At 63.7% G+C, this 11,867-nt stretch carries 14 protein-coding genes; 5 read left to right on the forward strand and 9 right to left on the reverse strand.

The features are described from left to right. Positions 1–2: 2 nt before the first annotated feature. Both NP_RS04515 and NP_RS04520 read right to left on the reverse strand, forming a co-directional pair. Positions 3–959 carry an ArsA family ATPase gene (locus NP_RS04515; protein WP_011322632.1) on the reverse strand — a complete coding sequence of 319 codons (957 nt, stop codon included), beginning with the start codon at positions 957–959 and terminating at the stop codon, positions 3–5. Then, positions 959–1,255: a hypothetical protein gene (locus tag NP_RS04520; RefSeq protein WP_011322633.1), complete on the reverse strand. Its 297-nt coding sequence runs from the start codon at positions 1,253–1,255 to the stop codon at positions 959–961. The genes NP_RS04515 and NP_RS04520 overlap by 1 nt, the downstream gene beginning before the upstream one ends. An 83-nt stretch (positions 1,256–1,338) precedes the next feature. On the opposite strand from NP_RS04520, the gene NP_RS04525 reads away from it, so the two are divergent. Both NP_RS04525 and NP_RS04530 read left to right on the forward strand, forming a co-directional pair. Beyond that, on the forward strand, positions 1,339–2,586 hold the full coding sequence (locus NP_RS04525) for a CobW family GTP-binding protein (RefSeq protein ID WP_011322634.1): 1,248 nt from the start codon (positions 1,339–1,341) through the stop codon (positions 2,584–2,586). Positions 2,587–2,814: 228 nt separating this feature from the next. Next, positions 2,815–3,048 (forward strand): hypothetical protein, encoded by a 234-nt coding sequence (locus NP_RS04530; RefSeq protein WP_011322635.1) that lies wholly within the window; start codon positions 2,815–2,817, stop codon positions 3,046–3,048. 31 nt (positions 3,049–3,079) lie between these two features. Here NP_RS04530 and NP_RS04535 read toward each other — a convergent pair whose 3' ends face one another. Together NP_RS04535 and NP_RS04540 are read right to left on the reverse strand one after the other, a co-directional pair. Next, entirely contained in the window at positions 3,080–3,529 is a 450-nt protein-coding gene (locus NP_RS04535; protein WP_011322636.1) for a universal stress protein, read from the reverse strand. A gap of 151 nt (positions 3,530–3,680) precedes the next feature. After that, positions 3,681–3,902: a hypothetical protein gene (locus NP_RS04540; RefSeq protein WP_011322637.1), complete on the reverse strand. Its 222-nt coding sequence runs from the start codon at positions 3,900–3,902 to the stop codon at positions 3,681–3,683. A gap of 92 nt (positions 3,903–3,994) precedes the next feature. Here NP_RS04540 and NP_RS04545 point away from each other — a divergent pair, with 92 nt between their 5' ends. Together NP_RS04545 and NP_RS04550 are read left to right on the forward strand one after the other, a co-directional pair. After that, positions 3,995–4,603 (forward strand): hypothetical protein, encoded by a 609-nt coding sequence (locus NP_RS04545; RefSeq protein WP_049939483.1) that lies wholly within the window; start codon positions 3,995–3,997, stop codon positions 4,601–4,603. Between the two features lie 86 nt (positions 4,604–4,689). Continuing rightward, positions 4,690–6,396: a Na+/H+ antiporter NhaC family protein gene (locus NP_RS04550; RefSeq protein WP_011322639.1), complete on the forward strand. Its 1,707-nt coding sequence runs from the start codon at positions 4,690–4,692 to the stop codon at positions 6,394–6,396. 632 nt (positions 6,397–7,028) lie between these two features. On the opposite strand, the gene NP_RS04555 is transcribed toward NP_RS04550, so the two are convergent. Continuing rightward, entirely contained in the window at positions 7,029–7,460 is a 432-nt protein-coding gene (locus NP_RS04555) for a Rieske (2Fe-2S) protein (protein WP_011322640.1), read from the reverse strand. Positions 7,461–7,624: 164 nt separating this feature from the next. Here NP_RS04555 and NP_RS04560 point away from each other — a divergent pair, with 164 nt between their 5' ends. Further along, positions 7,625–8,137 (forward strand): hypothetical protein, encoded by a 513-nt coding sequence (locus tag NP_RS04560; RefSeq protein WP_011322641.1) that lies wholly within the window; start codon positions 7,625–7,627, stop codon positions 8,135–8,137. A gap of 10 nt (positions 8,138–8,147) precedes the next feature. Here NP_RS04560 and NP_RS04565 read toward each other — a convergent pair whose 3' ends face one another. The 4 genes from NP_RS04565 to ggt all read right to left on the reverse strand — a co-directional run bounded on the left by NP_RS04565 (position 8,148) and on the right by ggt (position 11,783). Continuing rightward, on the reverse strand, positions 8,148–8,474 hold the full coding sequence (locus NP_RS04565) for an ArsR/SmtB family transcription factor (protein ID WP_011322642.1): 327 nt from the start codon (positions 8,472–8,474) through the stop codon (positions 8,148–8,150). Further along, on the reverse strand, positions 8,464–9,360 hold the full coding sequence (locus tag NP_RS04570) for a DUF4870 domain-containing protein (protein ID WP_011322643.1): 897 nt from the start codon (positions 9,358–9,360) through the stop codon (positions 8,464–8,466). Before NP_RS04570 ends, NP_RS04565 begins: the two co-directional genes overlap by 11 nt. Before the next feature lie 40 nt (positions 9,361–9,400). Beyond that, positions 9,401–10,000: a helix-turn-helix domain-containing protein gene (locus tag NP_RS04575; protein WP_011322644.1), complete on the reverse strand. Its 600-nt coding sequence runs from the start codon at positions 9,998–10,000 to the stop codon at positions 9,401–9,403. Between the two features lie 130 nt (positions 10,001–10,130). Then, positions 10,131–11,783, reverse strand: coding sequence for a gamma-glutamyltransferase (gene ggt, locus NP_RS04580; protein ID WP_049939485.1), 1,653 nt, complete (start codon positions 11,781–11,783; stop codon positions 10,131–10,133). Positions 11,784–11,867 lie beyond the last annotated feature (84 nt).

Here is an 11,867-nt window from a genome sequence, read left to right on the forward strand (position 1 = left end):
CCCTACTCTACTGGCCGCGTATCGAGTTCGGCCGCGACCGCGGTGAGGGTGTCGCCGGTTATCTCCTCGGCTCTGGACTGTATCTCGGCGACGACCGGCGGCTCAAGCTCCGAACGAATCGTTTCGAGCCGCTCGCGCTCCCGGCTAACGCGGTTCCGCAGGAACGCCGCACCGGTTCCAGTCTCGTCGGGGTCGGGGTCCGGCGTGAGTTTGTTCACGACCAGCCCGTCGACGGTGAGGTCGGCCTCCTGAAGCGACTCCAGCGCCCGACGTGTCTCGTGTATCGATAGCTCGTCGGGGTTGAGAACGAAGGTGAAGGCCGCCTCGTTTCTGAGCACCTCGCCTGCGAACTCGAAGTTCCGTTTTCGTTCCTGTAGCCGGTCGATGATGGGGTCTCCCTCCAGCATCCGTCGGGCCTGTTGGTCGCCGATGGCCGCCCGCTCGAAGTTCTTGATGCTCTTTTCCCGCTTGTGTCGCAGGCGCTCGACCCATTGTTCGAGGTACTCCGGAAGCGCAAGCAGCCGGAGCGTGCCGCCGGTCGGCGACGTGTCGAAGACGACACGGTCGTAGTCGTCGGCGTTCTGCATCACGTCGACAAAGCAGTCGAAAAGCGCCGCCTCGTAGGCCCCCGGCGTTTGATGTGCCATCTCAAGCTGCATCGACACTTCATTGACCATCGCGGGGCTGAGCTGCTGGCCGAGCTGCTGTCGAAGCTCCTGCAGGTGGTCGTCGACCTCCGCTTGGGGGTCGATTTCCATCGCGTGGAGTCGGTCGTGTGCCGACACCGGCTGCGGCACGTCGCCGAACTGCTGGTCGAACACGTCGGAGGTGCTGTGGGCCGGGTCGGTTGAGACGACGAGCGTCTCCAGTCCGTCCCGCGCACAGGCGACCCCGTGTGCGGCGGCGACGGTCGTCTTCCCGACGCCGCCTTTGCCGCCGAAGAACCGAAACGAGACCATCAGAAGTGGTACTGCTGTCCTTTTCGTTCGATGAGTGAGTCCCGGTCCCACATCCGGCGCTGCCAGGCCTCGAAATCGTCGGTCAGGTACGGCAAGAGCTCGGCGGTGTAGTACGACACCGGGCTCGGAATCCCGAACGCGTCGGGAAAGCAGGCGAGCATGAACTCGTCTTCGAGGTCCTCGGCCGCTTTTTCAATGTTCTCATAGGCAGGGTGACGTATCATTCCGTGATACAGCCCCCGTGCCCAGAGTTTCAGCTCGGCGAGGAGGCTATCGATTCGCGCTGGCAGGTCCATGCCGGGACGTACGCGGTTTGTCACTAAAGCATGTCGCCGCGGCGACCCGGGCGTACTTACCGATAGCCACCGACCGATATGGTATGGGCAGTGGAATACCCGTTACAGTACTGAGCGGGGGACTGGGCGCGGGAAAGACCACGACGCTGAACCGGCTGCTGCACGAAAGCGGCGACCGGTCTATCGCCGTGTTGGTAAACGATATGGGCGATATCAACGTCGACGCCGAACTCCTCGCGTCGGGAACCGACCTCGCGGCCGACGGCAGGGTCGCAGAGCTATCGAACGGCTGTATCTGTTGTGAGCTACAGACTGATTTGGAGACGGAGGTCGCCCGGCTGGCAAGCGAACAGACGTTCGACTATCTGGTTGTCGAATCCTCCGGCATCAGCGAACCCGAGCCGGTTGCCCGGCTCTTCACGACGGCCTCGCGGGCGGCTGCGGCCTACGACCTCGATACGATGGTGACGGTTGTCGACGCGAGCCAGTTCGTCGAGGCCTTCGGTGACAGTCCCCGATTGGAGCGGACAGCCGCCCCCGGCGACGAGGAACGGCCACTCTCCGATTTACTCGTCGAACAGCTCGAATTCGCCGATGTCGTCCTCCTCAACAAGCGGGACTTGGTCGACGAGTCGGCACTCGACCGCGCCGAGACGCTCATCACAGCGCTCGCCCCTCGTGTCGAAATCATCCGGACCGAACACGGATGCGTCGACCCGGACGACATCCTCGGTACGGGGCGGTTCGACCCCGTCGAAACCGGCTCCGGGGCCGGCTGGCGGCAGGCCATCGACCACGGAGACGAGAGCCACGCACATGGCGGCCACACGCACGACCACGACCACGACCACGACCACATCCACCCGGAATCGGAGTACGGCATCACGTCCTTCACGTATCGCCGCCGCCGCCCGTTCGACCCGGACGAACTCCTCGAACAGCTTCGGACGCTTCCGTCATCGGTCGTCCGGGCGAAGGGGCCGTTCTGGGCGGCCGGACGCGACGAGACGGCATTTCTCCTGAGTCTAGCGGGGCCGACCGTTCAAATCGAGGTGCTCGGTCCGTGGCTTGCCGGGCTCCCCGATATCGAACGTGAGATGTACCGGAACAGCCGCCCCGACGTTTCGTGGCACGACGAACACGGGGACCGCCGGACAGAACTCGTCTTTATCGGCCGGGATATCGACGCTGATGCCCTCACCTCGCAGCTTGATGCGTGCCTCGTCGCCGATACAGCACAGGATGGAACCGACAGACAGAGAGTGCTGCCGGCAGATGACGACACACTCGTCGTCGACGACACGCACACGAGTGGTAGAGCCGGCCGATAGCAGTAGCTGGCAATACCGTCTCTTTATTCAGTTTAGCACAGAAAACGCCGGCAAAAAGGATTTGTGTTTGTGCATGTGTATACAAACTACTTGATGGAGTATCTGTGGAGAGCTATTAATAGCTGAGAAATTTTGCGTAAATAAATCGTGCACCCAACCACCGATAAACGATATCCAGCGACGGGCGACAGCGGGCGCTTTATTACTCAGTTCGACTAGCTTCGAAGCATGTCACAGGGCGAGTCGAACGACGCCGAGAAAGACTCCGGGTCTCTCAAAGAGGGGCTCTCCGAATCCGCCGGGGACCCGCGGGTCCACTTGGTGATGAACCTGCTACTGTCGGCGATGTTCGTCTACACCCTGCTGTGGGGGCTGGACTTCCTTGGGACGCTCGAGTTCACTCGCCTCAGATTCGCCTTCGGGACCGTCGTTATGATGGGGCTGACGCGGACGCTCATTTGAGCCGCGGGCGTCCTCACCACCGGCCTTCGGCTCAATCGTCGGGCCGTATCGTCAGCACGGGAACCGGGCTCTTCCGGACCACCTTCTCAGCAACGCTGCCCATCACCAGCCGCTCGGCGCCCGACCGCCCGTGGGTCCCCATCACGACCGCGTCCATACCCTCCGTGTCAACGTAGTCGAGTATCTCCTCGCTCGGCTTCCCGTACTCGATGGTGTCGACGACATCGACACCGTGGTCGGCACAGAGCTCCGTAACGCGTTCGAGCGCCTGCTTTGCTTCGCTTTTCTGTTCGTCGAGTATCTCACCGTGCTCGGCAGATGCCGGCTCGGGGCCGGCGGTAAACTTCCCGAGCGGCATGGGCTCGACGGCGTACAGAGCATGTACCGTTGCGCCGTGTTCTGCCGCCAACTCGGCACCCGTCTCGACGGCCCCCTCCGCGGGCTTGCTCCCGTCTGTCGGCATTAGCACCGTTTCGAACATACAGGTGCCTGTTCGAAGGTATCAGGTATATAGTTCATCGACAGCGGTGGACGGTAACACCAGCCGCTACGAGTGGCTGGCCGCTCGGCGGCGCTGGTCCACCGTAGAAGCACCCACCAACTGGCATCAAGAGCCGCAGCGCACCCGCCGGCTATCGGGAGTACGTCAGCCGCAGCACGACGCGGTTGAGGCGAGCTGTGACCTTCCTGATGAAGACCTCGTGTCGGAGCACCGAGCGTGCTTCCGACTCCGCAATCTCGATTCGTTCGCCTTCAAAAGGGTTTGTGGCGCTCCGTTCGCCCTCCTCCTCGACGGTGTCGACGACGGACGACACGCCACAGCGGCCACACGCCTCGGTTTCCTTGGTCCCCATTACCAATGAGTTGGCCCTGCCGGCTGTTAAGCGTTCTGTCGCCCCTGCTCGGAAGGATTTACCCCGCCCCCGGCGAAACACCCACAACAGTCATGAGCCAGACCGAGACGGAAGCGGGGGCGGAGGCTCCAGCGGGGGACGATATCCCTGTCTGGGACGACGAGTACATAGAGGCGGTCAGCAAGCGTCTCTGTCACCACTACGACCTCGAAAAGAACCGCCGAGTCGAGGGAACAACGTTCTCGCTCTACGGGGAGATGGTTCTCGAAAACACGAAACACTTCCTCCATCCGGCGATAACCATCGCCCGACACGAATCCCGCGAGCACCTGTTCGTACAGCGGGTCGCAGAGCTCACTGAAGCCGACCTCGACCGCCTTGTAGCGACTGGCCATGCGCTCGCCGACGAGTGGATAGACGCCGACGGCGAACATTACAGCACGGAGTTTACGTTCGTCACGGTCGTTCCATCTCTCTCCGAGGACGTTCGCTCAGCGGTCCAGTCGCTCGACGAGCGGACGCTGCTGAAATACGGCTATCACGGCCACTACGAGGTGAATCTCATCGTCGTCGCGCCGGACGCCGGCGAGCTCGTGGCGAACGAGGGCGTCGATGTCGCCGAAGCCTTTGCGACGTGGGACGAAATCGAACGGACGGAACCGGGGCTGCTCCAGTTGGTCGCGCGCCGCCTCCAGCTGTGACCGTTCTGTGTCCCGCCTGGACCTCTGGCTCGGTTTCCCGCCGCCGAAGCCGCGGGCTTTAGTGACTGCTCCTCCGCGTTTGGCGTATGTCCGAGTTCGGCGCTCTCTCGCTTATCCCACCGCTTTTCGCAATCGCTCTGGCGCTTGTCACCCGAAAGGCCGTGCTGTCGCTGTTTTTGGGTATCTGGTCGGGCGGCATCATCTACGTCGGCGGGCCGAATCCTCGCGCCGACCCGACTGGATGGGTGCACGCGGTCGTCGCGGATGGGTTCGGTCTCTTTACCACGTTTGACTGGATTGTCATGGCGATTATCGCCGACGATGGGTTCCACGCACAGATTTTGCTCTTCTTGCTCCTGATTGGCTCCGGCGTGGCGATGGTCTGGACTCTCGGCGGTGCGTACGCCGTCCGGGACTGGGCGCTCCGGCGTCTCGATACGCCCCGGAAGGGTATGCTTGCCACGTGGGTGCTTGGACTGTTGCTGTTCTTCGACGACTACGCCAACACCGCCATCGTCGGGAGCACGATGAAAGATGTCTCTGACCAGTTGCAGGTCTCCCGCGAGAAGCTCTCGTACGTGGTTGACTCCACGGCAGCTCCGGTATCGACAGTCCTGTTGTCGTCGTGGGTGGCGTTCCAGATCGGGCTCATCGATGACGCCTACGGGAGACTGGGACTCACGGGCGAGGACGCCCCCTCGGCGTTCGAGGTGTTCCTCAGTTCGATTCCGTTCAACATGTACGCCATCCTCGCCATTGCAATGGTCGGCATCATCGTGGTGACGGGGCGTGACTACGGGGAGATGCTCACCGCCGAGCGTCGGGCGTGGCGGACCGGCAAAGTCTATCGCGACGGCGCTCGGCCCATGCAAGACGCCGAAGCGGGGCTGGGAGAGCCAGCGGCGGACACCCACCGCCTCAGTAGCTTCTTCGTACCCGTTGTTGTGCTTATCGTCGTGACACTCGGGGCGGCGCTGTACACCGGTTATCTCGCGGCCGGCGCTGACCTGACCGGGATGGTCATCGAAGGCGATTACACCGCAGCGCTCATCTACGGCTCGTTTGCGATGGTTGCTTCCGGCTTCCTGCTCGGCAAGTTCCACGGCATCCTCGATGTCGGCGCGTCGACAGACACTACCATCAACGGGTTCGGCATCATGCTTACCGCTGTCACCATCCTCGTGCTCGCGTGGGGCATCGGCACCGCCGTGGGCACCCTCGGGACTGGCGAGTACGTGAGCGGCTTCGCCGAGGCGGTGCTCAATCCGGCCGTGCTGCCGGCGGTCGTGTTCGCGATTGCGGCCGTCATCGCGTTCGCGACAGGGACCTCGTGGGGTGCAATGACGATTCTGACGCCCATTGTCATCCCCGTTGCGTGGGAGTTGACCGGCTCCCACGAGATGACCGCGGCGGTCGTCGGGATGGTCTTTTCCGGAACGGTGCTTGGCGACCACACGTCACCGATTTCGGATACCTCCGTGCTGTCCTCGACCTTTACCGGCGCTGACCTCATCGACCACGTCCGTACCCAGTTGTACTACGCTCTGACGGTTGGCGTCGTCGTCGTCGCGCTCATTCTCGTCTGGGGTCTCACCGGCATCTCGCCGCTGCTGCTGTTGCCCGTCGGCGTGTTGGCTCTCGTGGGACTGGTCTACGCGCTCTCCGAGTTTGACGCCCGCCGAAGAGGCGTTTCACCAGTCGCGGTGCGTGAAGCGAGCGAGGTGAACCAGCCCGTCAAGCCGCCTATCGGCGGCCAGACGGCGGACGATGAGAAGCAAACGGCCGACGACTAGATCGGGGCTACTCATACAGAGGGGGCGCGGAACCCCACGGCTTTAGCCGTGGGAGGAAGCGCGTCACTTGTGAATCTAACTACGCGCTACAGCACGACTGGGTTTCAAATCCCTCTTTTCAAGTAATACTCAGACAAATCAAATGCTAGTGCCAGCGAGCCACAAGTGTTCGCAGGTACGGGCGGTCGTCAGCCCGCTCCGAACTCGGGGCCGACGAAGCGAGCGTGCTACCCTGTCCACACTGGACACGGGTTCTCCGCACCCCACACAGGGTTCGAGTGGAGGTTACCGAGAATTAAATCGGCGTGCCCCATCGCCTCGCCCTCGCAAGAGCGCGAGAGTGCCTCTCCATAGGTCAGTACCCACGGTCGTTTGAAGCGGACGTGGAGTACCCGAGTGTGGAATAGAGTAATTCCACACGGGGAACCGACGGGTTGCAGTCAGCCTACGACGATACGGTCGCTCGGGCCGAAACCCCACTACGGGTGGAAGCCCACGACTTCACTCGTGGGTAGCTGACGCGGCTGTATTACCGTCTGGGACTGCCGCAGGGTAGTGGTACCACCTCAGCTTGAGCCAACGCTACCGAACGTACTCGGCAAAATGGTAGCCAGCGGCCCACGACGAATGGTTCAAAACCGGAGGTGTGAGGTCGACCCCGGCTCGTCGTCATCATCGTCGTCGCTCGGCCCGGCATGGATGTAGCTGACGTTGTCGTCGGTGAGATACACCTGTCCGTCCTCAGCGGCGACATCGACAGACGGCAGCGTTGAGCCGGCCGCCGGACCGTTGTCACAGCCGCCCGAGCAGCTGTCGAAGGCGGAGCCGTGCTTCGGACAGACGACGCTCCCGTCTCGCACAACCGCGCCGACATCCTCGCGGTATAGCCGCTGGTCTTCGTGCGTACAACGGTTTTCCCATGCCTCGACATCCGAGTCGGCGCTGTCGTCCTCGCAGGGAACGACGATGATTTCACGTTCCTCGCCTCCACCGACCCGGCCAGTAAAGAGCCACACACCCTCCTCGCGGACCGTCTCGATGTCCGTCAGTCGGTACCGTACCATCGCGCCGTCATACGCTCGCGGCCGGCTTTGGACTGTCGATGCCGGAGGCTGCCACTCCCAGCGCAACTGTCGTGGGGGACAGCGAACGCGTTCGGACAGCGCGGCGACCGCAGTTCGCCCGACGGCCGCGTACCTTCTTGTCGCTGCCGACCGTAGCCGGCGGTGTGCTTCGCACCGTCCGTGACGCCGGGCCGACCGTCCTCGTGCCGCTCGCGTGGCTTGTCGTCGCAGCCGCCCATCGCGGGCTGGTTAGCGACCACGCACTCCTCGTGGCCCACGTCGTGATGGCCGCGTTCATCGCCGGCTTTGCCGTCACCGGCTGGTCGGAGATGGACGACGGCGCACTCCGGGCGTGGCGCGCCGTATTGGTCGTCGGCCTCGGAGTGACGCTTTCCGGAATCGCCGGCTTCCTGCTCCCGTCGGAGCCGTTGCGTGCCGTTAGCATCGTCGGCTGGATGCTGCTTCCCGCCGCCGGACTGCTGTATACTGGTTACTTGTTCACCGCCGCACGGACGGTCTATTTCGGTGCCGGCTGGCTCTCGGTGGCTGGCGCGGTCGTCTACACCATCTCGCTCTGTGGCGACGGCCCGCTCGTTCTTGTCGGCATCGCGCTCGTGGGGGCTGGCCAGACTGTCGGCATCGTTGACGCTGCGATGCGGGACGACCGCGAGCAATGAGCGCCCCGAATCAGCCGATAACGACCCGGAACGACTCCGTCGTCGTTGCATACAGTTCCATTTCAGTGCCTTTCTCGGAGTAGGTCGTTCCAACAGGCGCGACGAGGCCGGCTTTCTGCAGTTGGTCGAGATGATACGAGACAGTCTGGATTGAGGTCTCGGTCTCCTCGGCAATCGCGGAGGCAGCAGCCGGTGCGGGCTGCAGCGACCGGACAATCTGTCGGGCTGTCGATGATGACAGCGCCTCGATGACCGCGCCGTCCTCCAGCGTCACCGACTCGACGGCTGGCTCATCCGGGCGGTCAAGCCGAGGCGATGCGAGTTCGTCAACGCCCATGGCTCACCCGTCGGACGAGATAGACGACTGCTGCGACCCAGAGAACGGCCATATATCCGTAAACGGCGTCGCCTGCGGGGCTAATCGACCCGGCGACGGCGGCAACCGGGTATGTCGCAATGCCGCTGGCAACCGGCGCGCCGAGATACAGCCGTGGGTCCGGCATCCAGCCATGCTCCGCCCCGCGAACCGCCTCGATATCCTTGTACAGCAATGCGAACGTGACAAACGACAGCACGAAGACGACGGCAAGTAACGCGAAAACGCCCCAGAACAGCGGGTCGGCGTCAGGGCCGTCAGCAAAGGCTTCCCACGCCAGCGTGGCGAAAAGCGGCGGCGTAGCGACCGCATACACCGAAAGCAGTGTCCACCACGGGATGTTGTCACCGCCGACCGCCTCCCGTCGGTCGAAAAACGACGGCGCGATTGGGTATGTCCATGCGTGTCCGAAGATGGCCTTGCCGCTGGCCACGAGGACGAACCCTATGTTGAGAAGGATGCCGATACCGATTCCGAAGGTCCCGACAAAGACAGCGAGCAACAGGACGAACACGACCGGGTCCGGCAGGAGGGCGTCGGCGGCGAACGTGACCCCGAGCATACCGAAGACGCCAACGATGGCAGCTAGGTAGAACAGTTGCCAGTTCGCCGCGTTCCGGGCGTTCTCGCGGGTGAAATCGTGGTCGGCGGCTGCATACACGACGAGCGGACCGATAAAAAACGTCAGGAGGCCAAGCAAGTGGACGAAGATGCCCGAGAGCGTTCGCTCGGCGAGGATATCCGGTCCGGGAGGCGTCTGCTCAGCCGGGTCGGTCGGAGGGGTCGGCTGCGAACCGCCTGCACTGTTCGGCTGCGGGTCGGTCGGGGAATCGTGGGTGTTCGACATTGGTAGGGTCGGTGGTGGTCAGTGTGGCTGTGACGCCGTTTCATTTCGAGACGAACTGCTCTGGCGTCGGGAGCAAGCTCCTCGCGCCGTCGGTTCTGACTTTTCGGGCGATGCGCTCGGCGAGCAGCAAGAAAAGACAGAGAACAAAGAGGTTCCCTGCGGCAGCCCAAAAGCCGTTGTCGCTCTGGACTGCGGGGTCGACCATTGCGACGGCGGCGACGACGCCGACGACAAACAGCACGAGGCTCAACTGGAACCCGGCGAGGACGAGCGTCCGGATACCAGCCGGGTTGCGAAGCCGGACGAAGTCGGCCAGCGAAAGCGTCTCAAGCGGTGTCGAGTGTGACAGCGCCTCCGCGCCTTCGGGGGAGAGCGGCCATTCCGATTCGGGATGGTTAATATAGTATAGGGTAATCGACTCAGGATAGGTTTCGGCGGCGACCACGTCGATTTCGTGGAGCTCGTCGAGCCGGTTGCGGACCGTCTCCTTGCTCACCTCCGGCTGGACGCGAGCACGGATTTGCTCCGCCGAAAAGAACGGCCGCTCGGCTTCGAGCATCGTCTCGACGACGTGCCGCTGTGTTAACTTCTTGTTGAGGTCGAACTCGGTTCGGTCTTCTATCCACGCTGGGAGGGCCATTGCTCGGTATCTCGCCGTTTGTCGACCGGGAGAATAAACCCCCACCCGGATTTTGCGGGCGCCAAACGGACTGTACCGTCTGTGAAACGGCCGAAATGCCGCCGGAGCTGTATTTGCGGCCGAATCTCTCTCAGTATCCTAATGCCGCCCCATCGCCCCGGGGGTCAGCACCGCCTTCGAGCCAGCCGGTCTCGCCGTCGATCCAAATCGCCTGTGCGTGGCCCATGCGCTCGCTCCAATCTGCGGCTTTCCTCGCCGGCTGTCCACGCCGTCGCAGCTCCCGGACGACACCGTCCGAGACCCGACCCTCAAGTGATAGTTCGTGGGACTCAGCTCCCCACGTCCGACCCAGCAGCCACCGCGGAGCCTCGATTGCCTGCTGGACATCGTAGCCGAAATCGACGAGCCGCGTCACGAGCGCGGCGTGGGTCTGTGGCTGTCCCTCACCGCCCATCGTCCCGTAGACGGCGCGGGCCTCGCCGTCTTCGCACAACAGCCCCGGAATCAGCGTATGGAACGGCCGCTTCCCGGGTTCGAGTCGGTTGGGATGGCCGTCTGCCAGCGAGAACGACGCGCCGCGGTTCTGCATGAGAACCCCCGTGTCGCCGCCAACGACGGCGCTACCGAAGTCGTGGTATATCGACTGTATCGCCGAGACGGCCAGCCCGTCTTCGTCGACGACGGAGAATGCGACGGTGTCACCGCTGGCGTCGACCTGTCGGCTATCGCCGTCGAAGTCGATTCCCGGCTCGACATCGGCTGCCGGCTGGGCGTGCCCAGCGTCGATGTACTGGCGGCGGTCGTCAGCGTACGCCGCCGATGCCAGCGTCTCCGTTGGAATGTCGACGAAATCGGGGTCGGTAAGCCACGCATCGCGGTCCGCGAAAGCGACCTTCACCGCCTCGGCAAGGTGGTGGTAGTAGTCGGCGGTCCCGTCTCCCCACGCGGCGACATCGAACCCGTCGAGCAGATTCAATAGCTCGATGGCCGCGAGCCCCTGCGTGTTCGGCGGGAACTCGTAGGCCGTGTAGCCACGGTAGGTTGTCGAGAGCGGCTCGACCCACTCGGCGGTGAACGCGGCGAAGTCGTCGGTCGAAAGCGGCGACCCGCGGTCGCCGATATCGGCGACGATGCGCTCTGCGATGTCGCCCTCGTAGAACGCCCGCGCGCCGGCCTCGGCGATGCGTTCGAGCGAGTCCGCGAGCGCTGGCTGGGCGAACAGCTCGCCCTCCCGTCGCGGCTGACCGTTGTCCAGAAAGACATCGCCAGACGAGGGATGGGCCGTCAACTCCGGTACGTCTTCGACGAGCCAGTCGGCCAGCGACCGCGAAACGGCGGTGCCCTCGCGGGCGTGTCGTATCGCGTCATCGAAGAGGGCTGCCCACGGGAGTCGGCCGTATTCCTCGTGGGCTCGCCGCCAGCCGTCAACGGCTCCGGGGACCGTCAGTGCTGCCAGCGGCCCACGCTCCGGAATATCGTCCAGCCCCCGTTCTCGGTAGTGCTCCCGCGTCGCGCCAGCGGCGGCCGGGCCGCTGGCATTGAGGCCCCGAACGTCGCCATCGGGCTGTTTGACGAGCCAGAAGCCGTCGCCGCCGACCCCGGCCATGTGTGGATAGACGACACACAGCGTCGCGTTGGCAGCGATGGCGGCGTCAACCGCGCTGCCGCCCGCACGAAGCACGTCCAACCCAGCCGAGCTCGCGGCGGCGTGTGGCGTCGTAACCATCCCGCGCGGCGCTCGCGTCGGCGGCCGTCCCGTTGTCGGTCCGTCAGGGCATGTCATAAGTTCACAACTCGGGGTAATTAATATAAAACGTGCCGTTCTACACCTGCCGAGCGGCTTGGGCTCGACCATCCGAAACACCCT

The sequence above is a fragment of the Natronomonas pharaonis DSM 2160 genome (genome assembly GCF_000026045.1).
GTDB lineage: Archaea > Halobacteriota > Halobacteria > Halobacteriales > Haloarculaceae > Natronomonas > Natronomonas pharaonis.